Raw genomic sequence first — 25,590 nt, 5'->3', positions numbered from 1 at the left:
TGAGCCTCCAGCGGAGTCCGGGAAGACGATGAACGACAACGGCAGCAGTCCCAGCAAACGCGCCGGCAAGGCAGTGACGGTGACCGACATCGCGCGTGCCATCGGCGTGTCACGGGCGACCGTGTCGCTGGTGCTGCGCGGCAGCCCGCTGGTCAATGTCGATACCCGGGCCAAGGTCGAGGCCGAGCTGCGCCGGCAGCGCTATGTCTACAACCGCGCGGCCGCCAACCTGCGCCGTCGTACCTCGTCGAGCATCGCGCTGGTGATCAACGACCTGTCCAACCCGTTCTTCGCCGAATTTGCGTCCGGCGTGGACGAGGCGTTGGGCGGGCGTGGTTATGTGACCCTGCTCGGCAGCACCGGCGAATCGCCGGAGCGCCAGCAGGCGGTGCTGTCCACGCTGATGGAGCACACCCCGGCCGGCCTGATCCTGTCGCCGGCCGAAGGCAGCGACACCGCGCAGCTGCGCCAGGCATTGGGCGCCAATGCCAACGTGCTGCTGTTCAACCGCGAACTGGAAGGGGCCGACTGGGACTTCCTGACCCTGGACAACCAGCACGGCGCCTATCTGGCGACGCGCCACCTGATCGAGCGCGGCCATCGCCAGATCGCCTTCTTCGGCGGCCACGCCGCATCGAGCTCGTGCCACCAGCGGCGTGCCGGGTTCCAGCAGGCGCTGGCCGAGGCCTGCCTGTCGCTGCCGCCGGGCTGGATGATCGAGTCGGCGCCGAACCGGCTGGAAGCCGCTGCGCGCACCGATGAGCTGTTTGCCGATGGCCATCGCCCCAGCGCGGCGGTCTGCTACAACGACACCGTCGCGCTGGGCCTGATGCTGGGCCTGAACTCGCGAGGCATTCGTCCGGGCGGTGACTTTGCCGTGACCGGCTTCGACGATATTTCCGAGGCATCGGTCGCGGTGCCGCCATTGACCACGCTCACCGCCGATCCGCGCGAGCGGGGCCGGCAGGCGGCCGCGCTGCTGCTGCAACGATTGGACGAACCGGACGCGCCACCACGGCGCACGGTGGCGCCGGTGCAGTTGCGCATCCGCGAAAGCAGTGCCGCACGGCCGAACTGATTCCTTCCACGTACCCCTTCCACGCAACAACGACCTTCCGCGCATCGAGGCGCGTACCGCATGCCGATCTCCGCAACGCCCCGTCCATCGGGTTCTTCGGGCAACGCACCCGCCGTCACCAACGGCAAGGCGCTGGCCGTGGTCACCACGATCTTCTTCATGTGGGGCTTCCTGACCTGCCTCAATGACATCCTGATCCCGCACCTGAAGGCAGTGTTCGAGCTGAACTACGCCAAGGCGATGCTGGTGCAGTTCACCTTCTTCGGAACCTATTTCCTGATGTCGCTGCCGGCCGGCCGCCTGGTGGCGGCGCTGGGTTACAAGAAGGGCATCGTGGCCGGCCTGGTGATCGCCGGTATCGGCGCACTGGGCTTCTGGCCGGCGGCCGAGCTGCGCGTGTATGGCGCCTTCCTCGGCGCACTGTTCGTGCTGGCCACCGGCATCACCGTGCTGCAGGTTGCTGCGAACCCCTACGTCGCGCTGCTGGGCCCGGAGCAGACCAGCTCCAGCCGCCTGACCCTGGCGCAGGCACTGAACTCGCTGGGCACGGCCATCGCCCCGATCTTCGGCGGCATGCTGATCCTGTCCAACACGGTCAAGAGCGCCGATGAACTGAGCGCGCTGCCGCCCGCCGAACAGCTGGCCTACCGCGCCGCCGAGGCGCAGGCCGTGCAGGGCCCGTACGTGGGCCTGGCCGTTGCGCTGGTGCTGCTGGCGCTGTTCGTGTTCCTGTTCCGCCTGCCGGCACTGAGCGATGCCACCGAACAGGCCGACCAGGGTCACCGCCACAGCTACCTGGATGCGCTGCGCAAGCGCCACCTGCTGCTGGGCGTGCTGGGCATCTTCTTCTACGTCGGTGCCGAAGTATCGATCGGCAGCTTCCTGGTCAATTACCTGTCGATGCCGAACATCGGTGGCTTCAGCGAACAGGAGGCCACCCATTACGTGTCGGCCTACTGGACCATGGCGATGATCGGCCGCTTCGCCGGCTCGGCGCTGTTGGCGCGCTTCTCGCCCAGCCGCCTGCTGGCGATCTTCGCGCTGGTCAACGTGGCACTGCTGGTCACGACCATGCTGACCTCCGGCAACATCGCGCTGTACTCGGTGGTGGCGATCGGCCTGTTCAATTCGATCATGTTCCCGACCATCTTCGCGCTGAGCATCGAGCGCCTGGGCCCGCTGACCAACAAGGGCTCCAGCCTGCTGATCATGGCCATCGTCGGCGGTGCCGTAGTGCCGTACCTGCAGGGCGTGCTGGCCGACCACATCGGTGTGCAGGCCAGCTTCATCCTGCCGCTGCTGTGCTACGGCTACATCATTTTCTACGGACTGGTCGGCGCACGTACGCCGGCTTCCGCAACGCAGGGAGGCTGAGTCCGGAATGGGTTCCATCGTTTGCTTCGGCGAAATTTTGATCGATCTACTGGCGCAGCCGCCGGCCTCGGCCGACACGCCGCGCGCGTTCCTGCAGTACGCCGGCGGGGCGCCGGCCAACGTTGCGGTGGCGGCAGCGCGACTGGGTGCGAAGACCCAGTTCGTCGGCATGCTGGGCCGCGACATGTTTGGTGACTTCCTGGCCGAGAGCCTGGTCGAACACGGCGTAGGCACGGATTACATCGTGCGTACCGATGCGGCCAAGACCGCACTGGCCTTCGTCGCGCTGGATGCCAGCGGCGAGCGCAGCTTCAGTTTCTACCGCCCGCCGGCCGCCGACCTGCTGTTCCGTGACAGCGACTTCCAGGCCGCGTGCTTCGACAGCGCGCAGTGCTTCCACGTCTGCTCCAACAGCCTGACCGAGCCGTCCATCGCCGAGGCGACCTTCGCCGGCATGGAGCGCGCCCGTGCCGCCGGTGCGGTGGTCAGCCTGGACCTCAACCTGCGCCCGGCACTGTGGCCGGCCAGCGAAGATCCGACGCCGCGCCTGTGGCAGGCGCTGCAGCGTGCCGACCTGGTCAAGCTGTCGCGCGAGGAGCTGGACTACCTGGCGGCACCGCTGGGTGCCGATGGTGAGGCAGTGGTGCTGAAGCGCCTGCTGGCTGCGCAGGCACGCTGGGTCATCGTTACCGATGGTGCGGCCACGCTGCACTGGTACACGCGCGACAACCACGGCACGGTCACCAGCTTCCGCGTAGCCACCGTCGATACCACGGCCGCCGGCGATGCCTTTGTCGGTGGGGTGCTGGTCGGACTGCTGGAGCGTGGCGGGGCGGGCGCAGGCTTTGCCGCGTTCTGCCAGGACCCCGAGGCGATCACCGCCACGCTGCGCTTCGGCGCCGCGGTCGGCGCGCTGGCTGTTACCCGCAAGGGCGCGTTCGCCGCGATGCCCTCGCTCGATGAAGTGCAGCAGCTGCTGCAGGCCCAGGACATTACCGCATGAACACCTCGCCCGATTTCCGTTCGCCCGCGTTCCTGCGTGCGCATATCGCCGACACGATGGCGTTCTACCACCCGCGCTGCATCGACCCGAACGGCGGCTTCTTCCACTACTTCCGCGATGACGGCAGCATCTACGATGCCAGCCATCGCCATCTGGTCAGCAGCACGCGCTTCGTCTTCAACTACGCGATGGCCTACCGCGAATTCGGCAACGCTGAATACCGCGACGCGGTCGAGCACGGCGTGCGCTACCTGCGCGAGGTGCATCGCAATCCGGTTACCGGTGGCTATGCCTGGACCCTGCGCGACGGCAAGGTCGAGGACGACATGAACCATTGCTACGGCGTGGCCTTCGTGTTGCTGGCCTACAGCTGTGCGTTGAAGGCCGGCATCGAGCAGGCCCGCGCGTGGATGGACGAGACCTGGCAGCTGCTGGAAGCGCGCTTCTGGGAGCCGGAACACGGCCTGTACAAGGACGAGGCCGATGGCCAGTGGAACTTTACCGGCTACCGTGGCCAGAACGCCAACATGCACATGTGCGAGGCGATGCTGGCGGCGTTCGAGGCCAGTGGCGAGCAGCGCTATGTGGAACGCGCGCTGCAGCTGGCCGACAACATGACCCGCCGCCAGGCCGCCAAGGCCGGTGGCCTGGTCTGGGAACACTATGACGTGAACTGGGAGATCGACTGGGACTACAACCTGGACGACCCCAAGCACTTGTTCCGCCCGTGGGGCTTCCAGCCCGGTCACCAGACCGAGTGGGCCAAGCTGCTGCTGATCCTGGACCGCCATGTGCAGGCCGATTGGCTGGTGGCGACCGCGCAGCATCTGTTCGATGTCGCCGTGGCCCGCAGCTGGGATGAGGCGCGTGGTGGCCTCTACTACGGCTTCGCGCCGGAATCGCGCCGGCAGCCGGGCATGGAGGGCGCCCCGATCGGTGGCGACAGTTTCGTCTGCGACGACGACAAGTACTTCTGGGTTCAGGCCGAGACCCTGGCCACCGCCGCACTGATGGCCCAGCGCACCGGCGATGACCGCTACTGGCAGTGGTACGAGCGCATCTGGGCGTACTCGTGGGAGCACTTCGTCGACCACCAGTACGGTGCCTGGTTCCGCATCCTCGATGCCGACAACCGCAAGTACAGCGACGAGAAGAGCCCGGCAGGCAAGGTGGATTACCACACCATGGGTGCGTGCTACGAAGTATTGAACGTCGTGCGTTGAGATGGGTACGCCGGGCATGGCCCGGCACTACCTCGAATCAGACTTGCAGGTAGCGCCGGGCCAGGCCCGGCGGAAAAACAGGAGCATCCCGTGCATCGCCTTTCCCTCGTTGTCCGCCTGCTCCTGCTGCTGGTCGCAACCTCTGTGTTCCCTGCACTGGCGGCCCCGTTGCAGGCGCAGTGGGAGTTCCGCATGCTGCCCGGCGACGCGCAGGGTGCAGCCCATCCGGGCCTGCAGCAGTGGCGTGCGGCGAAGGTGCCGGGCAGCGTGCACACCGACCTGCTGGCCCACGGGCTGATCCGCGATCCGTACGTCGGTGCGCCCGAGGCGGAGCTGCAGTGGATCGGCCTGGCAGCCTGGGAATACCGCGCCCGCTTCGACGTGGATGCGGCGACGCTGGCCAAGCCCAATGCCGAGCTTCGCTTTGACGGGCTGGATACCTATGCCGAGGTCAGCCTCAACGGCAAGCCGCTGCTGCGTGCAGACAACGCGCACCGCACGTGGCGTGCGCGCGTGGACCGGCGCCTGCGGGCGAATGGCAATGAACTGCAGATCGTGTTCCGATCGCCCATCCGCACCCTGCTGCCGGGCGTGCAGGCGATGCCGCACAAGATCGCCGGCAACTATCCTTCGCCCTATGGGGATGAGCCCAAAGACGCGATGGTCGGCAACTTCGCGCGCAAACCGGCCTACCACTTCGGTTGGGACTGGGGCCCGCGCTATGTCACCGCCGGCGTCTGGCGCGGGGTCGACCTGCAGGCCTGGGATGCGCACCGCCTGACCGATCTTGCCGTGCGCACCGATGCATTAAGCGCGGAACAGGCGAAGCTGGCGGTGTTGCTGCAGGTGGAGCAGGGCAACGCTGCCGGTTCTGCGGTGGTCAATGTCGATGTGCGCGATCCGCAAGGCCGCAGCGTGGCCCAGGTGCAGCGCACGGTGCTGTTGAAGCCCGGCCAGAACGCTGTCGAAGTACCAGTCGAACTGGTCAAGCCGCAGCGCTGGTGGCCGGTCGGCCACGGTGCACAGGACCGCTACACCGTGCAGGCCCGCCTGGATGATGGCGCCGATGCAACGCGGGTGCGCGAGCAGCGCATCGGCCTGCGCACGGTTGAGCTGCGCCGTGAGGAAGACGGCAAGGGTGGACAGGGCTTCGCCTTCGTCATCAACGGTGTGGAGATCTTCGCCAAGGGCGCCAACGTCATTCCGTTCGATGCCTTCCCCGCGCGCGCCGATGCCGCACGCCTGCGCCAGGTACTGACGGCCGCGCGCGACGCCAACATGAACATGCTGCGCAACTGGGGCGGCGGCTACTACGAGGATGATGCGTTCTTCGACATCGCTGACGAGCTGGGCCTGCTGGTCTGGCAGGACTTCATGTTCGGCGGCGGCATGCAGCCGGGTTACGATCCGGCCTTCCGTGCCAGCGTGATGGCCGAGGCGCGCGACAACGTGCGCCGGCTGCGCCATCACCCCAGCATCGTGCTGTGGTGTGGTAACAACGAGGAAGAAACCGCCTGGAAGGACTGGGGCCACGGTCGCGACCTGAAGGCGGCCGACCCGGCGTTTGCAGCGAAGGTGTGGCAGGGCTATGTCGACCTGTTCGGCAACGACCTGCGCCAGGTGGTGGGTGAGGAGGGGCTGGGCGTGCCGTACTGGTCCAGCTCGCCCAGCAATGATCTGGACGAGAAAGCCAACGATTCCACCCGCGGCGACAAGCATTACTGGCAGGTCTGGGGCAATCCGGCGCTGCCGGTGCAGGCCTATCTGCGCGAGACCCCACGCTTCATGTCCGAGTACGGGCTGCAGGCGTGGCCGTCGGTGGCGACGGTGGACCAGATCGCCACCCGTGCCGAGCAGCGCATCGACAGCCCGGTCATCCGCGCGCACCAGAAATTCATGGCCGGCGAGGGCAACAGCCGCCTGCTGCATTACATCGAACTGGGCTACGGCACGCCAAAGGACTTCGAGGACTTCGTCTACCTGAGCCAGGTGATGCAGGCCGATGGCATCGCCCTGGCGGCGCTGCATCACCGCGCCTCGCGTCCGTACACGATGGGTTCGCTGTACTGGCAGCTCAACGATGTCTGGCCGGGCGCTTCATGGTCCAGCGTGGACTACTTCGGCCGCTGGAAGGCGCTGCACTTTGCCGCGCGGCGTTTCTTCGCGCCGGTGACGGTGGCTGCGCTGCGCGACGAGGGCAATACGCGGGTGCGCCTGATCAATGATGGCGCCGCGCGGGAGGCACGTTTGCGGCTGCGGGTGATGGACGTGGAGGGCAAGGTGCTGGGCCGCCGTGAGGAGGCGGTCACGTTGGCGGGGGAAGGTGTCACCTCGATCGGTGATTTCCGCGACGCCGAACTGCTGGCCGGTGCCGACCCGAAGCGCACGGTGGCGGTGTTCGAACTGCTGCAGGACGGCAAGGTGAGCGCGAGGCAGGTGGTCGGTTTCGCCGAGGCCAAGGACCAGGTGTTGCCGCGGCAGAAGCTCAAGGCCACGTTGTCCATAGAAGGCGACCACTATCGACTACGGCTGGAAAGCGCGGCATACGTGCGCGCGACGTGGATCGATTTCGGTGCGCTGGATGTGCAGATCGAAGACAACCTGCTGGACCTGCTGCCGGGTGAAACCCGGGACATTGCAGTGCGTGGTCCGGTGGATCTGACGACGCTGCGAGAAGCGTTGAAGGTAAAAACACTCAACGATCGTTGAGGGCAGGCGAACCATGTTCTGGTAGGTGTCAACCTTGGTTGACACATCGGCCGTATGCCAACCAAGGTTGGCATCTACCGGACCATCGGGCAGGCATATTCTGCTCTGGTAGGTGCCAACCTTGGTTGGCACGCCGGGAGCATGCCAACCAAGGTTGGCATCTACCCTTTTCGAGTTACAGCTGGATCTGCTGGAAATTCTCGACCCGCTCATGGCCGTTGGTGGCCTGGCCGGTGCGCGGCAGCGGGTAATCATCCAGACGGTCGATCAGGCGGGTCTGCAGGCCGGCTTCGCGGGCGGCGTCCAGCTCTTCCACCACATCCGACAGGAACAGGATCTCGCCGGCCGGGACGCCGATCGCCTGCACGATGCGGCGATAGCTGTCGGCCTCACGCTTGCCGCCGACTTCGGTATCGAACCAGCCCGACACCAGCGGGCTGAGGTCGCCGGCGTCGCTGAAACCGAAGAACAGCTTCTGCGCCGGCACCGAACCGGAGGAGTACACGTACAGCGGCAGGCCCGAGGCGTGCCAGCCCTTCAGTACCGCCGTCACTTCCGGATAGAAGTGCGCGGTGTAGTCGCCGCGACGGTAGCCGGCGTCCCAGATCCGGCCCTGCAGGGCCTTCAGCGCGGTGTGCTTGCGGTCCTGGTCGATCCAGCCCTGCAGCGTTTCGACCACCAGGCTGTCCTGGCAGGCGCCGCCGATCTCGGTGGCTACCGCGTCCAGCCAGCGGCGCACGTCCGGGTCCTGGCCGTGTTCGGCGACGAAGCCGGGCAGCGCCTGGCGCGCATAGGGAAACAGCACGTTCTTGACGAACGAGATGCTGCTGGTAGTGCCTTCGATATCGGTCAGGATGACGCGGGGCTGCATGGATCAGGATGCCTGGGTAGGGACGTAACGGGGGAACTTCTGTGCGATGTCGGTGCCGGTGAAGTGACCGACCCAGCCATCCGGCTCGGTGAAGAAGCGGATCGCCACGAAGCTGGGCTCATCGCCCATGTCGAACCAGTGGGTGGTGCCATCGGGCACGGCGATCAGGTCGTCCTTCACGCACTCGATCTCGTACACCTTGTCTTCCACGTGCAGGGTGAACAGGCCGGAGCCGGCGACGAAGAAGCGCACCTCGTCTTCCTTGTGGAAGTGCTCGTCGAGGAACTTCCTGCGCAGCTCGGCGCGGTTGGGGTTGTCCGGGGCGATCGAGGCTACGTCCACGCTCTTGAAGCCGCGCTCGGCGACCAAGCGGTCGATGTCCGCACGGTAGGCGGCGAACACTTCATCCTGGCTGGCGCCCGGCGCGACCGGTGCGGTGGCCTGCCAGCGCTCGAAGGTGACGCCGATCTGCTTCAGTTCGGCAGCGATGACAGCGCCGTCCTGGGTGTCCAGCAGCGGCGATTCGGGGCGGGTGTCGTCGTAGATGCGCAGTCGGCTCATGGCGGCAGCTTGAACGTCTCGGGGGAAAGACAGGGTAGCAGGGTGGGCGCAGGGTGCAGATTCCGGATCGGCATCTGCACCTGCGCGCGGGTTCAGCCGCGCAGCTTGCGCAGTTCCAGCTCGCAGTGGAACAGGAACTCGAAGGCCTCCAGGTGACGGCGCGCTTCGGCCATGTCGCGGCCCCAGGCGTACAGCCCGTGGCCATCGATCAGGTAGCCCCACAGGTTCTGGCGGTCGAGCAGATCATCGACCTGCTGCGAAAGCACGTTCATGTCCTGGGTGTTGGCGAACACCGGTACGTCGATGGCCATCTCGTGGGTGCTGTTGCCGGCGAAGGCCTTCAGCAGCTCGTAGCCTTCCAGGTGCACATGGCCCTGCGGCGCGTACAAGCGCGAGGCGATGGTCTGCACCGGCGAATGGGTGTGCAGCACGCAGCCGATTTCCGGGAAGCGGCGGTACAGCTGGGTGTGCAGCAGGGTTTCGGCGGAGGGGCGCAGCGGGCGGCCGACGGCCTTGCCATCGAAGTCCACCACCATGATGTCGTCCTCGATCAGGCGGCCCTTGTCCTTGCCGGAGACGGTGATCGCGGCGTGGCGGTCGTCCAGGCGGTGGGAGAAGTTGCTGCTGGTAGCCGGGGTCCAGCCGGCCTGGGCCAGCTCGCGGACGTTGTCGATCAGCAGCTGGGCCAGTTCGCCCAGGCGGGCGGTGTCGTAGGGGAAGGTGGGGGCGTTCATGCGGGTGATTTTACTGGATTCGGCCAACGGCTGAGCCCCTCGTGGCGGGTCGTGCAGAGCGGTTCATGGGTTTGGCGGGGCGGGTGGGCCGTGCCGGGGACGCTGCAAGTACGTCCCTGTAAGCTCGATGGCGCCATCCATGGCGCCAACGCCCCTGCACGGCCCACCCGCCCCGCCTCGGACAGGTTCCGGCTGCGGCCGGCCACGGAGTGAAGAAGGAAGAGCGAAAAGCGGGTCGCGGCGCTGCGCTTGCTCGCAGCCGAGCATGGCTCGGCTCTACAGAAGATTCGTCCCGATACATTCGCTTCCGGGAACGCTTCATCCACGCATGGCGTGGATCTACCGGACACGCCGGGAGACTGTCAGGGGTGGGGAGGCATGGGCACGTGGCGTCCCCCGCGTACCCATGCCTCCCCGCCAAACCAACACACCCGCTCTTGCCGTTGCTCTGGCTTCAGACGCGGGTGCAGGGCCGCAGGCCCTGCAAAACAAAAAACCTCACTGACCCCGCAGGCGGCTGTGCCTGAACCCGTAGCAGAAATAGATCACGAAACCGACGAACGTCCACACGCCCATCAGCATCCAGTTGTGCATCGTCATCGCCGACAGCAGCGCCAGGCAGCTCAGCACGCCCAGGCCGCAGATCAGCCACGCCATCGGCATGCGGAACGGGCGCGGCAGGTCCGGCTGGGTGCGGCGCAGGATCAGCACGCCCGCGCACACGGCGGCAAACGCGATCAGCGTGCCCATCGAGGTCAGTTCGCCGAGGATGTCCAGCGGGAACAGCGCCGCCAGCAGCGCGATGCCGATGCCGGTGATCACGGTGTTGATGTGCGGGGTGCGGTACTTCGGATGGATCCTGGTGAACACCGGTGGCAGCAGGCCGTCGCGGCCCATGATCATGAAGATGCGCGGCTGGCCGATGATCATCACCAGCACCACCGAGGACAGGCCGACCAGCGCGCCGACCTCGACCACCCAGCGCAGCCAACCCAGCTGCGGATGCGCGGCCACCGCGGTCACCACCGGCTCATCGGTGCCCAGCAGCTGGAACGGCACCAGGCCGGTCATCACCGCGGCCATCGCGATGTACAGCACGGTGCAGACCACCAGTGACAGCATCATGCCGATCGGCATGTCGCGCTGCGGGTTCTTCGATTCCTGCGCCGCCACCGACACTGCCTCGAAGCCGATGTAGGCGAAGAACACCATCGCCGCGCCGCGCAGCACGCCTTCCATGCCGTACTTGCCGGGGCCCTCGTTGGCCGGGATGAACGGGGTCCAGTTGCTGGTATCCACGTACTTCCAGCCGACAACGATGACCAGCACGATCAAGCCGGTCTTGAGCACGACCATGGCCATGTTCATCGCCGAGGACTTGCTGATGCCGACGTAGCACAGCCAGGTCAGCAGCATCACCAGTGCCGCGGCGGGCAGGTTGGCGATCGCGCCGGTGGGGCGCAGCTGTGCGTCCAGTGGCGCGCTGACCAGCGCGGCGGGCAGATGGATGTCGAACTGGCTGAGCAGGCTGAGGAAGTAGCCGGTCCAGCTGACCGCCACCGCCGAGGCGGAGACGCCGTATTCGAGCACCAGCATCCAGCCGATGAACCAGGCCGAGAGCTCGCCGAAGGTGGCGTAGGTGTAGGTGTAGGCGCTGCCGGAAACCGGCACCATCGAGGCGAACTCGGCGTAGGCCAGCGCGCAGAAGGCGCAGCAGATGGCGGCCAGCACGAAGGACAGCATGATGGCCGGGCCGGCGTGGTTGGCGGCGGCCTGGCCGGTGATGACGAAGATGCCGCCGCCGATCACCGCGCCGATGCCGAGGGCGGTCAGCCCCCAGGGGCCGAGGTGGCGGCGCAGGCTCAGGCCATTGGCGTCTTCATGGGCGGCGTGCGGGTGCTTGGTGGCCCACAGTTGCTTGAACATGTGTGGTGGTCTTGTCGAAGCGCGCCGTGGCTGGCGCGCGGGGAAAACGGACGGGCCGGCGCGAGGCCGGCCCGTAGGCGGATCAGGGCGACTTGGCCAGCTTGCTGTTGCGGATGCCGTAGCCCAGGTAGATCAGCAGGCCGAGCAGCGTCCAGCCCACGAACAGGTGCCAGTGCACCACGAACGCCTGCCAGAACAGGAACAGGCAGGTGGCCGCGCCCAGCGGGCAGATGATCCACACCATCGGCACGCGGAACGGGCGATGGATTTCCGGCTTGGAATAGCGCAGTACCAGCACGCCGATGCAGACCGTGGCGAAGGCCAGCAGGGTGCCCATCGACACCAGCTCGCCCAGCACGTTCAGCGGCACCAGGCCGGCCAGGGCGGCAGCGATCACGCCGACCACGATGGTAGCGACATACGGGGTGCGGAAGCGGGCGTGGACCTTGCCGAAGAACTTCGGCAGCAGGCCGTCGCGGGAGATCGTGTAGGCGATGCGGGTCTGGCCCATCATCATCACCAGCACCACCGAGGACAGGCCGGCGATGGCACCGATCTCCACGAACGTCTTCAGCCAGGACAGGGTCGGGTAGGGCTCCAGCGCGGTGGCCACCGGCTTGTCGGTGCCCAGCAGGTGGTAGGGCATCATGCCGGTCAGCACCGCACAGACGATGATGTAGACGATGGTGCACACGGCCAGCGAGCCGAGCAGGCCGATCGGCATGTTGCGCTGCGGGTCCTTGGTTTCACCGGCTGCGGTGGAGACAGCATCGAAGCCGATGTAGGCGAAGAACACGATGGTGGCCGCGCGGAACACGCCGCTCCAGCCGAACTCACCCGGCACGCCGGTGTTTTCCGGGATGAACGGCTGCCAGTTGGCGGGGTCGATGTGGGCCGCGCCGATACCGATGAACAGGCAGATGACGGTGACCTTGATCGCCACGATGATCGCGTTGACGAAGGCCGACTGGGTCACACCCACGTACAGCAGGCCGGACACCGCCGCCACGATCAGCACCGCCGGCAGGTTGAACAGCTTGCCCGAAGCGATGAACTCGCTGCCGGTCCAGGCAATCGGGGCCGCGCTGAGGGCATCCGGGAACGGCATGTGCAGCGTGGTGGTGATGAAGCTGATCAGGTACGCCGACCAGCCCACCGCGACCGAGGCCGAGGCGAACAGGTATTCCAGCACCAGGCACCAGCCGATGAACCAGGCCATGCCCTCGCCCAGGGTGGCGTAGGAATAGGAGTAGGCACTGCCGGAGACCGGCATCATCGCCGCGAACTCGGCGTAGCACAGGCCCGCCAGGGCGCAGGCGAAGCCGGCGATCACGAACGACAGCATGACCGCCGGGCCGGCATGGTTGGCCGCGGCCTGGCCGGTCAGCACGAAGATACCGGCGCCGATCACCGCACCTACGCCAAGCAGGATGAGGTGTTTAGCCGTGAGGGTCCGTTTCAGCGTGGCTTCGCCATCCAGGCTGCCTTCGATGGGTTCGCCGGCATCGACGTGCCCGGCCGGTTCAACCGGCTTGACCCTCAACAGAGCTTTCAGCATGCAGTACTTCCTAGTGATCGGATTGGGTGGGCCGCCGATACGTTGCCGGCAACCCTGGAATGGTGAAGGCCGCGCGAACGGCCCGCTGTACCTTAGCCAAAGCTGAAGCCAACGCACAAGCGCAATCGCAACAATGAACGGCGATAATGAGCAGTATTTTTCCAAACGCCGCCCATTCATGAGCCAGACCGCCGAAACCCTTGCCGTGCTTGACGATCGCCTGCGTGGCCTGCTGCGTGACTATGCCCGCCGCGAACCGGCCCACGACGCACTGGCTGCCGAATTCGGCACATTGCTGGACGATCCGGAAGATCCGTTCCGCCGCGAGCGCCTGGCCGGCCACTTCACCGCCAGCTGCTGGCTGGTCAGTGCCGATGGCCAGCGCCTGCTGCTGACCCACCACCGCAAGCTGCAGCGCTGGCTGCAGCTGGGCGGCCACGCCGACGGCGACCGCGACCTGGCCCAGGTCGCGCTGAAGGAGGCCGAGGAGGAGTCCGGCCTGAGCGGCCTGGTGCTGGAAGACCCTGCCATCTTCGACATCGACAAGCACTGGATTCCGGAACGCAAGGACGTGCCGGGACACTGGCACTATGACGTGCGTTTCGTGATCCGGGCACTGGGCGGCGAGGCCTTCGTGCTCAGCGAGGAGTCGCTGGAGCTGGCCTGGCGGCCGGTGGCGGAGGTCGCCGCAGACCCGGAATCGGATGAGTCGATGCAGCGCATGGCGCGCCGGTGGTTGGCGCGCTAGCAATATGTGGAGCCGAGCCAATGCTCGGCTCAATGTCGGCCAGAAGCGCAGCCGAGCATGGGCTCGGCTCTACAAGTGCAAGGTGGAACGCGCGTCAATACAGGATGCGCGTACGCAGCGTGCCCGGAATCGCGGCCAGTTCGTCGCGCACGGCCGCGGCCTGTTCCTCGCTGGCGGTGATGTCGATGACCACGTAGCCCACCTTCGGGTCGGTGCGCAGGAACTGACCGTCGATGTTGACGTTGTGGCGCGAGAAGATCTCGTTGACCTTGGACAGCACGCCCGGCACGTTCTGGTGGATGTGCAGCAGGCGCAGGCTGTCGGCGTGCTCGGGCAGGGTCACTTCGGGGAAGTTGACCGCCGACAGGGTGCTGCCGTTGTCGCTGTAGCGCACCAGCTTGGCCGCCACTTCCACGCCGATGTTGTCCTGCGCCTCCAGCGTGCTGCCGCCCACGTGCGGGGTCAGGATCACGTTGTCGTGGCGGGTCAGCGGCGATTCGAAGATATCGCCGTTGCCCTTCGGCTCGACCGGGAACACGTCCAGCGCGGCGCCGCCGACGTGGCCGCTGGCCAACGCCGCGTCCAGTGCATCGATGTCGACCACGGTGCCGCGTGCGGCATTGATCAGGTGCGCACCCTTGCGCATCTTCGCCAGCTCGGTGCTGCCGATCATCCACTGCGTGGAAGGGGTTTCCGGCACGTGCAGGGTCACGATGTCGGCGCGCGCCAGCAGGTCGTCCAGGCTGGCGGCAGCACGCGCATTGCCCAGCGCCAGCTTGGTTTCCACGTCGTGGAAGATCACCTGCATGCCCAGCGACTCAGCCAGCACGCCGACCTGGGTGCCGATGTGGCCGTAGCCGATGATGCCCAGCGTCTTGCCGCGCACCTCATGGCTGCCGCTGGCCGACTTCGACCAGCCGCCGCGATGGCATTCGGCGTTCTTCTGCGGAATGCCGCGGGTCAGCATGATCGCCTCGGCGATCACCAGCTCGGCCACGCTGCGGGTATTGGAATAGGGCGCGTTGAACACCGGGATGCCGGCCAGCTCGGCCGCGTCCAGGTCGACCTGGTTGGTGCCGATGCAGAAGCAGCCCACCGCGATCAGGCGCTTGGCCTCGGCCAGTACCTCAGCGCTGAGCTGGGTGCGCGAACGGATGCCGACGATGTGCGCCTCGGCGATGCGCGCCTTCAGTTCGTCCTCGGGCAGCGCCTTGGTGTGCGCCTCGATCTGGCTGTAGCCGGCGGCGCTGAACACCTCCACGGCGGTCTGGCTGACCCCCTCCAGCAACAGCACGCGGATATCCTGCTTCGGGAACGAGGTCTTCTTCGGCGACATGGGGCAACACGGCCAGTGGGACAGGGGCCAATCACTATGCCAGATCGCGACGCCCATGGTGCAGTGCGCAATTGGTTGCATCGGTAGCTATCTGCCTGCCTGCGGGGCTGGACGCTGGCGCGTGCCGCTGGCACGCTTGCCCGTTCTTCACGCCCCGCGCTGGACCGTCATGACTGATTCCCGCATTGCCTCGCTGCAGCAGGCCTGTCCCGGCCTGAAGCTGAAGACCGACCCGGCCGACCTGGAGCATTACGGGCGCGACTGGACCCGGCGCTGGACACCGGCGCCGCTGGCGGTCGCGCTGCCGGCCACGGTCGAGGAAGTACAGGCGGTGATGCGCTGGAGCGCCGGGAATGACGTGGCGGTGGTGCCGTCCGGCGGCCGCACCGGCCTGTCCGGTGGCGCAGTGGCGGCCAACGGCGAGCTGGTGCTCAGCCTGGAACGGATGAACAAGGCACTGGCCTACGATGCGGTCGATCGCACGCTGGTGGTGCAGGCCGGCATGCCGCTGGAAGCCGTGCACAATGCCGCGCTGGACCATGGCCTGATCTACCCGGTGGATTTCGCCGCGCGTGGTTCCTGCACGATCGGCGGCAACATCGCTACGAATGCCGGCGGCATCCGCGTGATCCGCTACGGCAATACCCGCGAGTGGATCGCAGGGCTGAAGGTGGTCACTGCCGGTGGCGAACTGCTCGAGCTCAACAAGGGCCTGATCAAGAACTCCAGCGGCTACGACTTCCGCCAGCTGCTGATCGGCTCGGAGGGCACCTTGGGCGTGATTGTCGAGGCGACGGTGAAGCTGACCGATCCGCCGCCTGCAAGCAACGTGATGCTGCTGGCACTGCCCAGCTTCGAAGTGCTGATGCAGGTGTTCGCCGCGTTCCGTGCGCGCCTGCAGTTGCAGGCCTTCGAGTTCTTCACCGACCGGGCGTTGGAGCATGTGCTGGCGCACGGTGCGCAGGCGCCGTTCGATGAGGTGCATCCGTACTACGTGGTCACCGAGTTCGCCGCCGGCGACGACGCTCAGGAAGCGGCGGCGATGGCGGCCTTCGAGGACTGCATGGGCAATGGCTGGGTCAGCGACGGCGTGATCAGCGCCAGCGACGCCCAGGCGGCCCAGCTGTGGCGTCTGCGCGAAGGCATCACTGAGTCGCTGGCGCGCTACAAGCCCTACAAGAATGATGTCTCTGTGCGGATCTCGTCGATGCCGGCGTTCCTGGCCGAGACCCAGGCGCTGATCGGTGAAGCCTACCCGCACTTCGACGTGGTCTGGTTCGGCCATATCGGCGACGGCAACCTGCACATCAACGTGCTCAAGCCCGATGACACCAGCGACGCCGATTTCGTGGCGCAGTGCGAGCAGGTGACCAAGCTGCTGGCGCAGGTGCTGGCCCGCTTCGACGGCAGCATTTCGGCCGAACACGGCATCGGCCTGGTCAAGAAGGGGTACCTGGACAGCACCCGTGGCCCGGCCGAGATCGCCCTGATGAAGGCGGTCAAACGCGCGTTCGATCCCCAAGCGCGGCTGAATCCCGGCAAGCTCTTCGACCTCTGAGCCGGCAAAATCCTTCACGTACCCGTTACGCTCCACGCACCTTCACAACCGGCTCCGCACCGATGACCCGTCCGCTTCTGCTGCTTGCCCTGCTGTCCCTGCCGCTGGCCGGCTTCGCTTCCAGCTTCGCCGGCACCTCGGCCGGTTCCGCCACCGGCGCATCGTCGGGCTCTTCGGCCAGCAGTTCGGGCGATGACAAGGTGGTGCAGGCTGCACGTGATGATGCCGCCGCATTCGTTGCCAGCGACGGCCAGATCCGGGGTGCGCGCCTGCAGGCCGCGCTGGTCCACCTGCGTGAGCAGAGCGCCGCCGCACAGCAGCAGAGCGATCTGGAACTGGCCCGCGCGCTGCTGGCGCGGTGATCCAGGCAGCATGGCCTCGGCGTCATCGCTTTCTGTAGCGCCGAGCCAAGCTCGGCTGCTGTTGCGATCCGCATGCGCCGGGCATTCAGCCGAGCATGGCTCGGCTCTACAGAGGCACAGCGGGCGGTGCGGGTGGATCGCCGCATTGGCGTGGCTGCTCATCCCTTCCGCGCACGCAGCCGATCGCCTTCAGCTCGATCCCTCAGGTCTCGATCCGGCGCAGCAGCAGCTCGCCAGCCAGACCCTGGCCGACGTGCAGTCATTGCTGCCCGATGGCCTGCTGCGCGCGTTGCCGGCACGCGTGCAGGTGCGCTGGAGCGACGACCTGCCGGCTGACGTGCACGGCCGCGCCTTTGCTGGCGGCATTGCCCTGCGCCGCGACCTGCTTGAAGACGGCCTGCCGGGTGCGCGCCGGGCAAGGCGGAGCGCGCTCGTGCACGAACTGACCCATGTGGCAGATCGAAGCGGCGCGGCATGGTCGCGCAGCCCGCGTTGGCGCGATCTGGCCGGGTGGCAGCGCAAGCCCTGGCATATGGGGCGCGGCGACAACGACTTCCGTGACCGCAGCCCGGATGCCTATGAACTGAAGGACCCGGCCGAATACCTGGCGGTGAACGCCGAGCATTTCGTGCTCGATGCCGAATTCGCCTGCCGGCGCCCGGCACTGGCGCAGTGGTACCAGGCCCATTTCGGAACACCGCCATCGCTGCCGCAGTCGCACTGCGCTACGACGCTGCCCTTGCTCCAGTCCGACTCAGAAGAGGGTGCCGCATCGCTGCTGCAGCTCGACCCCGCGCGTGTCTATGCCGTGGACTACCTGTTCGCCGAAGGCAGCGCACAACCGATGAGCCGCTGGGGCCACAGCATGCTGCGGCTGGTGATCTGCCGACCCGGCCGCGCACCGGGGCCGGACTGCCGCCTGGACCTGGAGTACCACCGCGTGCTGTCGTTCCGTGCATTCGTCGGCGACGTGCAGATTTCCAACTGGCGCGGACTGACTGGCGGCTATCCCTCGCGGCTGTTCGTGTTGCCGCTGCAGCAGGTGGTGGACGAATACACCAAGGTCGAACTGCGTGGCCTGCAATCGCTGCCGTTACAGCTGCGACGCGAGGAGATCGCCAGCCTGCTCGAGCGCACTGCGCAGGTGCACTGGAGCTATGACGGGCGCTATTACTTCGTCAGCAACAACTGCGCGGTGGAAACCGCCAAGCTGCTGCAGGCGGGCGTGCCGCGCCTTGGGCGGGCCGGTCTGGCCCAGCTGAGCCCGCGTGGGTTGAAGCGCCGCCTGGCGCGATTGCAGGTACTTGACGAGCAGGTGCTGGCCGACCGCAGCGCAGCGCAGGCACAGGGCTATTACTTCGCCTCTGCACGCGACCACTACCAGCAGTTGTTCGCAGTGGCGGCGGGGCAGCTGGCCTTGCCCGTCCGTGATGTGCGCGCCTGGTTGAAGCTGCCTGCACAGCAACGCGCACCGTGGCTGCTGAAGGGCGACCTGCGCGCCAGTGCCGGCTTGCTGCTGCTGGAACAGGCCGCACAGCGGCGTGCCGAGCTGCGCGCGCGTGACGTGCTGAAGCGGCAGCTGCTGGCTTCACCGGACAGTGCGGAAACCCGCAGCCTGCGCGGCCTGCTGGAGCAGAGCGGGCAGTGGTTGCGGCCGGGGACGCTGCTGCAGGACGGAGGCTATGGGTTGCCGCTGAGCGACGACCAGGCGCTGCTGTCCGAGGCGGTGGCCACTGCCAGTGCGCAGGCCGTACCTGCCTGGCAGGCGCTGCGCGTGCAGCTGCGCCAGCAGTTGCCGTCCAGGCAGCGCGACCAGATGGATGCGATCGATGGCAACCTGGCCGAACTCGGTGCGCATCTGCGCGAGCAGGCAGCGACGTCGGTTACTGGCGCGGAAGCTCGATGACGAAGCGGCTGCCGCCGGCGCTGCCGGGCGTGCAGTAGACGCGGCCACCATGTGCATCGGCGATGGCCTTGACCACCGCCAGGCCAAGCCCGCTGCCGCCGCCCTGGCGCGAGCGCGAGCCATCGGCGCGCATGAACGGAGTGAAGATGTCGGTGTGAAGTTCCGGGTCGATGCCCGGACCTTCGTCTTCGATTGTCACCTGCACGTGCCCAGGCGTGTCATGCACGGCAATCCGCACCTTGCCCGGGCTGGCGTAGCGGCGTGCGTTCTCCAGCAGCGCCAGCAGGGCCTGGCGCAGGCGGGTCGGATCACAGTGCGCGTTGTGTTCTTCACGGCTGGTTTCCAGTTCCAGCACGAAGCCGGCGGCGCGGAACTGCGGGTCGACCAGGGTCATCACCGAGTGCACTTCGGCCACCACGTCGGTCCGGGCGCGGCGCACGTCCAGCCGTGCATTGTCGGACAGACTGAGTACGCGCAGATCCTCGATCAGACGCGACAGGCCCTCGACCTGCGCGAGCAGGCTGCGGAACTGCGATTCGTCTGGCTGGAACACGCCCTCGGCCAGGCCCTGCAGGCGGCCGCGCAGGATCGTCACCGGGGTCCGCAGTTCATGGGCGATGGCCGCATGCCACATCGCACGCTCGCTCTCCATATGCTGTAGGCGGCGCGCCATCGCATTGAAATCCTCGACCAGGGTCGCCACCTCGCCCGGCGAATTCTCTTCGACGCTGGCACGTGCACCCAGATCGCCGCCAGCGAGCGCTCGCACGCTATCCACCAGTGAATTCAGGGGTGACAGGATGCGATGGGCGAGTCGGAACGAGGCGGCGATGGCCAGCGCCAGGCCGGTCAGGATCACGCCGACCATCCACGCCAGCTCCGGCCCGGTCGGCAGCCATCCTTCCGGTTCCTCGGTGCTGCCGGGGAAAAACTCGACCAGCACCGCATACAGCAACCATGACGACAGGATCATCATCACGATCACGCCGATGACCATCAGCGACATCGAGACGATGATGTGCCGGCTGAGCCCGGATCGGCGCAGGCGGCCCATCAGCGGTCGGCCATCAACCGGTAGCCGACACCCCGCACGCTGGCCGGTACGTTGACCATGCCGACTTCATCCAGCTTGCGGCGAAGCTTGCTGACATGGCTGTCGACGGTGCGTTCCAGTGCCTCGCTTTCCGGCAGGCATTCGTGCATCAGTTCGCTGCGGCTGAAGATGCGGGTCGGCGCCAGCGCCATGCAGTGCAGCAGCTTGAACTCGGTAAGGGTGAGCAGTACTTCATGGCTGTAGCCATCGCCTTCGACGTGCACGGCGTGGGTGGCCGAGTCGATCAGCAATGGGCCCGCGCGCAGCGCCGTCGGCGTGTCCACGCGTGAGGCACGCAGCGTACGCCGAAGTACCGCACGCACGCGCGCGGCAACTTCGGCCGGATTGAATGGCTTGACCACATAGTCGTCGGCGCCCATGCGCAGCGCGGTCAGCTTGTCCAGGTCCTGGTCCAGCGCGGTCAGCATGATCACCGGCGTTTCGCCGCGCTGGCGCAGCTGGGTCAGCACGCTCCAGCCATCCAGTCGCGGCAGCTGTACGTCGAGCAGGACCAGGTCCGGGCGGGCGCTGCGGTGCAGGTCCAGTGCGCTGTGGCCATCGGCGGCACGCAGGGTGCGCAGTCCTTCGCGTTCCAGGTAGGCGGTAAGAATATCGGCGATCTCGGCCTCATCCTCGACGATCAGGACGAGGGCGGCGAGGGCAGGGGAGGCATGCATGCAGGGGCGGGGCCTTAAGGTGCTTGCCTCCATCGTATCTCCACAGTTCCTCCATCGAAACCCCATCATCACCCCGCAGACTGCACGCTTCAGAACCTATCAGCCGCCTGCGCGGCATTGTGCACAGCAATGAGAACCTTCAGGACTCCGGTCGCGTTGATCGCGGCCCTCGCCCTGGCCATGACGGCCTGCTCCACCCCCGAAGCCACGCCGGAAGCCACGCCGCGTGTCAGCGTGGTCACCGTCGGCCCGCAGGTGGTACAGCGCGATGACGAACTGCCCGGCCGCGTGTCCGCCGTGCGCACCGCACAGATCCGTGCCCAGGTGGGTGGCATCGTGCAGCGCCGCTTGTTTGACCAGGGCGCGGAAGTCAGCGCCGGCCAGGCGCTGTTCCAGATCGATCCGGCGGCATTCCGCGCCGACGTGGATTCGGCACTGGCGGCTCTTCAGCGCAGCGAAGCGGCGCTGGGCCGCAGCCGCGTGCACTCGCAGCGCCTGCATGCGCTGGCGGCCGCGCAGGCGGTCAGCCAACAGCACCGCGACGATGCCAGTGCCGAGTACGAACAGGCCCGTGCGGCAGTGAACGAGGCGCGCGCGATCCTGGCACGACGCCAGCTCGACCTGCGCTACGCAACGGTCAGCGCACCGATTGCCGGCCGCATCGACCAGGCGCTGGTGACCGAGGGCGCGCTGGTCGGTGCTGCCGACGCCGAACCGATGGCGGTGGTGCAGCAGATCGACCAGGTCTACGTGGACGTGCGCCAGCCGGCCGCACAGCTGGAGGCGCTGCAGCGCAGTGCCGGTGGTGGCGAACTGCCGGTAACCATCATCGGTGCAGCGGGCAAGCCACTGTCCGAACGCGGCCAGCTGCTGTTCTCCGGTATCAATGTCGACGCGCGCACCGGAGACGTGATCCTGCGCATCCTGGTCGACAACCCCCAGCGCCAGCTGCTGCCGGGGATGTACGTGCGTGCGAAGGTGCCGCGCGGTGCACCGGCCAGCGCATTGACCGTGCCGCAGCAGGCCTTGCTGCGCAGCGCCGGCGGCCAGGCCTATGCCTGGGTGATCGGCGCCAACGGCAAGGCGGTGATCCGCACGCTGGAGGTCGATGGCAGCGTCGATCGCCAGTGGCTGGTGCGCTCCGGCCTGAAGGCCGGCGAGAAGGTGGTGGTCGAGGGCCAGGAACGCCTGCAGGAAGGCGTAGTGGTCGATGCGCGCGACTGGCAGCTGCCGGTCGCAGGCGCCGGTGCCGTGCAGGCCGGCAGCAAGGGCTGAGCCTGTCCCGGGCCGGTCCCTCCAGGAAAATCCAACATGGCACGTTTCTTCATCGATCGCCCGGTGTTCGCCTGGGTGCTGGCGATCTTCATCATTCTGGCCGGCGTGCTGGCGATCCCGCGCCTGGCGGTGGAGCGCTACCCGGCGGTGGCGCCGCCCAGCGTCAGCATCTACGCCAGCTACCCGGGCGCCAGCCCGCAGACGCTGAACGATGCGGTGGTCGGCCTGATCGAGCGCGAGCTGTCCAGCGTCAAGCACCTGCTCTACTTCGAATCGTCGGTGGACACCTCCGGCGAGGCCTCCATCACCGCCACCTTCAAGCCCGGCACCGATCCGGAACTGGCACAGGTGGACGTGCAGAACCGGATCAAGGCGATCGAACCGCGGCTGCCGCGCAGCGTGCGCCAGAACGGCCTGTTCGTGGAGGCCGCCGATTCCGGCTTCCTGATGCTGGTCGGCCTGCGTTCGCCGGATGCCAGCGTCAGCGAGGCCGCGCTGGGCGACTTCATGGCGCGCAACATCATCGAAGAGCTGCGCCGCATCGATGGCGTCGGCCGCGTGCAGTTGTTCGGCGCGGAGCAGGCGATGCGGGTGTGGCTGGACCCGACCCGGTTGACCGGCTACGGCCTGACCATGGGCGATGTGGCGGACGCCATCGAGCAGCAGAACCTGGAGATCTCGCCGGGACGCATCGGCGATTCGCCCGGTGTGCCGGGGCAGCGCATCACCGTGCCACTCAGCGCCGACGGTCAGCTGTCCACGCCGGAACAGTTCGCCGCCATCGTGCTGCGCGCCGGGACCGATGGCTCACGGGTGCTGCTGGGCGATGTCGCCCGCGTCGAACTGGGCGCGCAGAGCTATGCCTGGGGCACCCGCGAGGATGGCCATCCCGCTACCGCCGCCGGCGTGCAGCTACGCCCCGGCGCGAATGCCGTGCGGACCGCATCTGCAGTTCGCGAACGCATGGCCGAACTGGCATCGCTCCTGCCGCGTGGGGTGGAGTCGAGCATTCCGTTCGACACCGCACCCTTCGTGAAGATCTCGATCCAGAAGGTGGTGCAGACGCTGCTGGAAGCGATGCTGCTGGTGTTCGCGGTGATGTACCTGTTCCTGCAGAACTGGCGTTACACGCTGATCCCGGCGCTGGTCGCGCCGATCGCGCTGCTGGGCACCTTTGCAGTGATGCTGGCGCTGGGCTTCTCGATCAACGTGCTGACGATGTTCGGCATGGTGCTGGCGATCGGCATCATCGTTGACGATGCGATCGTGGTGGTCGAAGGCGTGGAGCGCATCATGGCCGAGGAAGGTCTGCCACCCCGCGAGGCCACCATCAAGGCGATGCGTGAGCTGACCGGCGCGGTGATCGGCATCACCCTGGTGCTGACCGCGGTCTTCATTCCGATGGCATTCGCCAGCGGTTCGGTGGGCGCGATCTACCGTCAGTTTACCGTGGCGATGGCGGTGTCGATCCTGTTCTCGGCATTGTTGGCACTGAGCCTGACGCCGGCGTTGTGCGCGACCCTGCTGCGCCCCAGCACCCATGGTCATCACGGTCGTGGTGGGCTGTTCGGCGCGTTCAATCGTGGCTTCGAGAGGATGACCGGGCGCTACCAGCGTGGCGTGGCCTCGGTGCTGCAGCGCAGTGGCCGGGTGATGGGCGTGTTCGCTGCCCTGGTGGCGGCCCTGCTGCTGGGCCTGCACTGGCTGCCGGGCGCGTTCCTGCCGGAAGAGGACCAGGGCTACTTCATGACATCGATCCAGCTGCCGGCCGAAGCGACGGCCGAACGCACGCTGGCGGTGGTCGAAGCCTATGAGCGGCACGTGGCCTCGCGCCCGGGCATTGCTTCCAACCAGTCCATCCTCGGCTACAGCTTCTCAGGCTCCGGCCCGAGCGCGGCGCTGACCTACACCATGCTGAAGGACTGGGGCGAGCGTGCAGGCGCCACTGCGGCCGGTGAGGTGGAGGCCGCGCAGAAGGCGATGGCCACGCTGGCCGAGGGCGAGGTGATGAGCGTGATGCCGCCGGCGATCGACAGCCTGGGGCGTTCTTCCGGCTTCTCGCTGGCCCTGCAGGCACGTACCGGGCAGAGCCAGGCGGAACTGCGCGCGGCGTTGCAGCAGCTGCTGAAGCTGGCCGAGGCCAGCCCGCTGCTGTCGGAAGTGCACGCCGATGGCCTGCCTGCGGGCACCAGCGTGCGGCTGGACATCGACCGGGCCAAGGCCGAGGCGATGGGCGTGGGCTTCGAGCACATCAGCAGCACGCTGTCGGCAGCAATGGGCTCGCAGTACGTCAACGACTTCCCCAACAGGGGCCGGTTGCAGCAGGTGATCCTGCAGGCCGATGCGCCGTACCGGATGGAACTGGAGGACGTGCTGAAGCTGTACGTGCGCAACAGTGAGGGTGGCATGGTGGCGTTGTCGGAACTGGTGACGCCACACTGGACCGAGGCGCCGCTGCAGCTGCAGCGCTACCTCGGCTTTCCGGCATTGAACCTGTCCGGTGCACCGGCCTCCGGCGTGTCGACCGGCCAGGCGATGGCGGAGATGGAGCGGCTGGCCGAAGCGCTGCCAACCGGCTTCTCCCTGCAGTGGACCAGCCAGTCGCTGCAGGAGCGCGAGTCGGGGGCGCAGGCGCCATGGCTGCTGGTGTTGTCGATGCTGGTGGTGTTCCTGGTACTGGCGGCGCTGTACGAGAGCTGGTCGATTCCGCTGGCGGTGATGCTGGTGGTGCCGCTGGGCCTGCTCGGTGCGGTCGCCGCGGTGTTGTTGCGCGGCATGCCCAACGACGTGTTCTTCAAGGTCGGCATGATCACCGTGATCGGGCTGTCTGCGAAGAACGCGATCCTCATCGTCGAGTTCGCGCGGCAGCTGCAACAGCAGGGGCGCGGCCTGGTCGAGGCAGCATTGGAGGCGGCCAGGCTGCGCCTGCGGCCGATCGTGATGACCTCGCTGGCTTTCGCGTTGGGCGTGGTGCCGCTGATGCTGGCGCAGGGGGCGTCGAAGGAAACCCAGCGGGCGATCGGAACTGGTGTGTTCGGTGGCATGGTCAGTGCGACCGTGCTGGCCGTGTTCTTCGTGCCGGTCTTCTATGTAGTGGTGCAGGGCGCGCGGCAATGGATCGCGCAGCGCCTGCGCAGGCGCCGGCCGATGCCGGGAGGAATCGTGGATGGAACGGAACATCGTTGAAGATCTGCACGAGCAACAGTTGATGGCGCTGGAGCAGCGCCTGTGCGCAGCGCTGCTGGAAAATGATCACGATGCATTGAGCACGCTTGTATCGCCGGCCTTGTTCATGATGGATGGCCACGGCGGCCGCATGCTCGACCTGCCATGGCTGGGCGACTGGCTGGCTGGGAAACTGCAGGTGGGCAGCCTGCAGACGTGCGCTGTGGAAACGCTGCTGTGCGGGCGTCTGGCATTGCTGTCCAGCGACGTGCGCCTGTCAGTGCGCGGGCAGGGCCAGGAGCGCGAACTGAAACTGCGCCTGCTGCGGGTGTGGACCTGCAGTTCCGGCGACAGCGGCGCACAACTGCTGTCGATGGCGGTGTTGGCCGTGTGAGCATGGTCAGGCCCCTTTCAGGCCCCGCTCACCGGCAGG

20 protein-coding genes are annotated in these 25,590 nt (G+C 67.1%); 12 read left to right on the top strand and 8 right to left on the bottom strand.

All coding sequences use genetic code 11. From position 1 onward, the window contains the following. Nucleotides 1-28 precede the first annotated feature (28 nt). From AASM09_RS12740 to AASM09_RS12720, 5 genes are all read left to right on the top strand, one after another. The gene (locus AASM09_RS12740; protein ID WP_049426747.1) at nt 29-1,078 is read left to right on the top strand and encodes a LacI family DNA-binding transcriptional regulator; all 1,050 of its coding nucleotides are present in this window, start codon (nt 29-31) and stop codon (nt 1,076-1,078) included. A 60-nt stretch (nt 1,079-1,138) separates the two neighbouring features. Continuing rightward, nucleotides 1,139-2,452: an L-fucose:H+ symporter permease gene (gene fucP, locus AASM09_RS12735; RefSeq protein WP_049426746.1), complete on the top strand. Its 1,314-nt coding sequence runs from the start codon at nt 1,139-1,141 to the stop codon at nt 2,450-2,452. Nucleotides 2,453-2,459: 7 nt separating this feature from the next. Continuing rightward, nucleotides 2,460-3,455, top strand: a complete 996-nt coding sequence (locus tag AASM09_RS12730; protein WP_049426745.1) for a carbohydrate kinase family protein — start codon at nt 2,460-2,462, stop codon at nt 3,453-3,455. Further along, the gene (locus tag AASM09_RS12725; RefSeq protein WP_049426744.1) at nt 3,452-4,678 is read left to right on the top strand and encodes an AGE family epimerase/isomerase; all 1,227 of its coding nucleotides are present in this window, start codon (nt 3,452-3,454) and stop codon (nt 4,676-4,678) included. Before AASM09_RS12730 ends, AASM09_RS12725 begins: the two co-directional genes overlap by 4 nt. 90 nt (nt 4,679-4,768) lie before the next feature. Further along, nucleotides 4,769-7,387 carry a beta-mannosidase gene (locus tag AASM09_RS12720; RefSeq protein ID WP_049426743.1) on the top strand — a complete coding sequence of 873 codons (2,619 nt, stop codon included), beginning with the start codon at nt 4,769-4,771 and terminating at the stop codon, nt 7,385-7,387. Between the two features lie 175 nt (nt 7,388-7,562). On the opposite strand, the gene mtnC is transcribed toward AASM09_RS12720, so the two are convergent. The 5 genes from mtnC to AASM09_RS12695 form a co-directional block, all read right to left on the bottom strand. Then, complete coding sequence (gene mtnC / locus AASM09_RS12715; protein ID WP_049426742.1) at nt 7,563-8,258, bottom strand: acireductone synthase; 696 nt, start codon at nt 8,256-8,258, stop codon at nt 7,563-7,565. A 3-nt stretch (nt 8,259-8,261) separates the two neighbouring features. Further along, nucleotides 8,262-8,819: a 1,2-dihydroxy-3-keto-5-methylthiopentene dioxygenase gene (locus AASM09_RS12710; protein WP_049426741.1), complete on the bottom strand. Its 558-nt coding sequence runs from the start codon at nt 8,817-8,819 to the stop codon at nt 8,262-8,264. A 92-nt stretch (nt 8,820-8,911) separates the two neighbouring features. Further along, nucleotides 8,912-9,553, bottom strand: a complete 642-nt coding sequence (locus AASM09_RS12705) for a methylthioribulose 1-phosphate dehydratase (RefSeq protein ID WP_049426740.1) — start codon at nt 9,551-9,553, stop codon at nt 8,912-8,914. A gap of 498 nt (nt 9,554-10,051) precedes the next feature. Continuing rightward, entirely contained in the window at nt 10,052-11,479 is a 1,428-nt protein-coding gene (locus AASM09_RS12700; protein ID WP_049429050.1) for an amino acid permease, read from the bottom strand. Nucleotides 11,480-11,561: 82 nt separating this feature from the next. Continuing rightward, nucleotides 11,562-13,037 (bottom strand): amino acid permease, encoded by a 1,476-nt coding sequence (locus tag AASM09_RS12695; RefSeq protein ID WP_100443543.1) that lies wholly within the window; start codon nt 13,035-13,037, stop codon nt 11,562-11,564. A gap of 133 nt (nt 13,038-13,170) precedes the next feature. On the opposite strand from AASM09_RS12695, the gene AASM09_RS12690 reads away from it, so the two are divergent. Continuing rightward, a complete protein-coding gene (locus AASM09_RS12690) occupies nt 13,171-13,785 on the top strand; it encodes an NUDIX hydrolase (protein ID WP_080355001.1) in 615 nt (204 codons plus the stop codon). Between the two features lie 94 nt (nt 13,786-13,879). On the opposite strand, the gene serA is transcribed toward AASM09_RS12690, so the two are convergent. After that, nucleotides 13,880-15,121: a phosphoglycerate dehydrogenase gene (gene serA / locus AASM09_RS12685; protein ID WP_014037034.1), complete on the bottom strand. Its 1,242-nt coding sequence runs from the start codon at nt 15,119-15,121 to the stop codon at nt 13,880-13,882. A 169-nt stretch (nt 15,122-15,290) separates the two neighbouring features. On the opposite strand from serA, the gene AASM09_RS12680 reads away from it, so the two are divergent. From AASM09_RS12680 to AASM09_RS12670, 3 genes are all read left to right on the top strand, one after another. Next, the gene (locus tag AASM09_RS12680) at nt 15,291-16,679 is read left to right on the top strand and encodes an FAD-binding oxidoreductase (RefSeq protein WP_049429053.1); all 1,389 of its coding nucleotides are present in this window, start codon (nt 15,291-15,293) and stop codon (nt 16,677-16,679) included. A 62-nt stretch (nt 16,680-16,741) separates the two neighbouring features. Next, nucleotides 16,742-17,041, top strand: a complete 300-nt coding sequence (locus AASM09_RS12675) for a DUF2388 domain-containing protein (protein ID WP_005413193.1) — start codon at nt 16,742-16,744, stop codon at nt 17,039-17,041. A gap of 10 nt (nt 17,042-17,051) precedes the next feature. After that, nucleotides 17,052-18,947, top strand: coding sequence for a DUF4105 domain-containing protein (locus tag AASM09_RS12670; RefSeq protein ID WP_414488880.1), 1,896 nt, complete (start codon nt 17,052-17,054; stop codon nt 18,945-18,947). On the opposite strand, the gene AASM09_RS12665 is transcribed toward AASM09_RS12670, so the two are convergent. Beyond that, complete coding sequence (locus AASM09_RS12665) at nt 18,925-20,001, bottom strand: ATP-binding protein (RefSeq protein WP_049429054.1); 1,077 nt, start codon at nt 19,999-20,001, stop codon at nt 18,925-18,927. The genes AASM09_RS12670 and AASM09_RS12665 overlap by 23 nt on opposite strands. Beyond that, nucleotides 20,001-20,717, bottom strand: coding sequence for a response regulator (locus AASM09_RS12660; protein ID WP_180848859.1), 717 nt, complete (start codon nt 20,715-20,717; stop codon nt 20,001-20,003). The genes AASM09_RS12665 and AASM09_RS12660 overlap by 1 nt, the downstream gene beginning before the upstream one ends. A gap of 129 nt (nt 20,718-20,846) precedes the next feature. Between AASM09_RS12660 and AASM09_RS12655 the strand changes: the two genes are divergently transcribed. The 3 genes from AASM09_RS12655 to AASM09_RS12645 are packed head-to-tail and all read left to right on the top strand — an operon-like array spanning nt 20,847 to nt 25,551. Then, nucleotides 20,847-21,992 (top strand): efflux RND transporter periplasmic adaptor subunit, encoded by a 1,146-nt coding sequence (locus AASM09_RS12655; protein WP_100443540.1) that lies wholly within the window; start codon nt 20,847-20,849, stop codon nt 21,990-21,992. Nucleotides 21,993-22,028: 36 nt separating this feature from the next. Beyond that, nucleotides 22,029-25,178, top strand: coding sequence for a multidrug efflux RND transporter permease subunit (locus AASM09_RS12650; protein WP_049427494.1), 3,150 nt, complete (start codon nt 22,029-22,031; stop codon nt 25,176-25,178). Further along, on the top strand, nt 25,159-25,551 hold the full coding sequence (locus AASM09_RS12645; RefSeq protein ID WP_049427496.1) for a nuclear transport factor 2 family protein: 393 nt from the start codon (nt 25,159-25,161) through the stop codon (nt 25,549-25,551). Before AASM09_RS12650 ends, AASM09_RS12645 begins: the two co-directional genes overlap by 20 nt. Nucleotides 25,552-25,590: the final 39 nt, after the last annotated feature.

This window comes from Stenotrophomonas maltophilia (genome assembly GCF_039555535.1).
Taxonomy (GTDB): Bacteria; Pseudomonadota; Gammaproteobacteria; order Xanthomonadales; family Xanthomonadaceae; genus Stenotrophomonas; species Stenotrophomonas maltophilia_Q.
The sequence above is the reverse complement of the archived record's forward strand: the minus strand, read 5'-3'. Positions and strand labels throughout refer to the sequence as shown.

What these genes read in the sequence shown, in the direction of transcription:
- AASM09_RS12740 (WP_049426747.1), top strand. Translation starts at nt 29, where the DNA reads ATGAACGACAACGGCAGCAGTCCCAGCAAACGCGCCGGCAAGGCAGTG.
- fucP (WP_049426746.1), top strand. Translation starts at nt 1,139, where the DNA reads ATGCCGATCTCCGCAACGCCCCGTCCATCGGGTTCTTCGGGCAACGCA.
- AASM09_RS12730 (WP_049426745.1), top strand. Translation starts at nt 2,460, where the DNA reads ATGGGTTCCATCGTTTGCTTCGGCGAAATTTTGATCGATCTACTGGCG.
- AASM09_RS12725 (WP_049426744.1), top strand. Translation starts at nt 3,452, where the DNA reads ATGAACACCTCGCCCGATTTCCGTTCGCCCGCGTTCCTGCGTGCGCAT.
- mtnC (WP_049426742.1), bottom strand. Translation starts at nt 8,258, where the DNA reads ATGCAGCCCCGCGTCATCCTGACCGATATCGAAGGCACTACCAGCAGC.
- AASM09_RS12710 (WP_049426741.1), bottom strand. Translation starts at nt 8,819, where the DNA reads ATGAGCCGACTGCGCATCTACGACGACACCCGCCCCGAATCGCCGCTG.
- AASM09_RS12705 (WP_049426740.1), bottom strand. Translation starts at nt 9,553, where the DNA reads ATGAACGCCCCCACCTTCCCCTACGACACCGCCCGCCTGGGCGAACTG.
- AASM09_RS12700 (WP_049429050.1), bottom strand. Translation starts at nt 11,479, where the DNA reads ATGTTCAAGCAACTGTGGGCCACCAAGCACCCGCACGCCGCCCATGAA.
- AASM09_RS12695 (WP_100443543.1), bottom strand. Translation starts at nt 13,037, where the DNA reads ATGCTGAAAGCTCTGTTGAGGGTCAAGCCGGTTGAACCGGCCGGGCAC.
- AASM09_RS12690 (WP_080355001.1), top strand. Translation starts at nt 13,171, where the DNA reads ATGAACGGCGATAATGAGCAGTATTTTTCCAAACGCCGCCCATTCATG.
- serA (WP_014037034.1), bottom strand. Translation starts at nt 15,121, where the DNA reads ATGTCGCCGAAGAAGACCTCGTTCCCGAAGCAGGATATCCGCGTGCTG.
- AASM09_RS12680 (WP_049429053.1), top strand. Translation starts at nt 15,291, where the DNA reads ATGACTGATTCCCGCATTGCCTCGCTGCAGCAGGCCTGTCCCGGCCTG.
- AASM09_RS12675 (WP_005413193.1), top strand. Translation starts at nt 16,742, where the DNA reads ATGACCCGTCCGCTTCTGCTGCTTGCCCTGCTGTCCCTGCCGCTGGCC.
- AASM09_RS12670 (WP_414488880.1), top strand. Translation starts at nt 17,052, where the DNA reads ATGGCCTCGGCGTCATCGCTTTCTGTAGCGCCGAGCCAAGCTCGGCTG.
- AASM09_RS12665 (WP_049429054.1), bottom strand. Translation starts at nt 20,001, where the DNA reads ATGGGCCGCCTGCGCCGATCCGGGCTCAGCCGGCACATCATCGTCTCG.
- AASM09_RS12660 (WP_180848859.1), bottom strand. Translation starts at nt 20,717, where the DNA reads ATGCATGCCTCCCCTGCCCTCGCCGCCCTCGTCCTGATCGTCGAGGAT.
- AASM09_RS12655 (WP_100443540.1), top strand. Translation starts at nt 20,847, where the DNA reads ATGAGAACCTTCAGGACTCCGGTCGCGTTGATCGCGGCCCTCGCCCTG.
- AASM09_RS12650 (WP_049427494.1), top strand. Translation starts at nt 22,029, where the DNA reads ATGGCACGTTTCTTCATCGATCGCCCGGTGTTCGCCTGGGTGCTGGCG.
- AASM09_RS12645 (WP_049427496.1), top strand. Translation starts at nt 25,159, where the DNA reads ATGGAACGGAACATCGTTGAAGATCTGCACGAGCAACAGTTGATGGCG.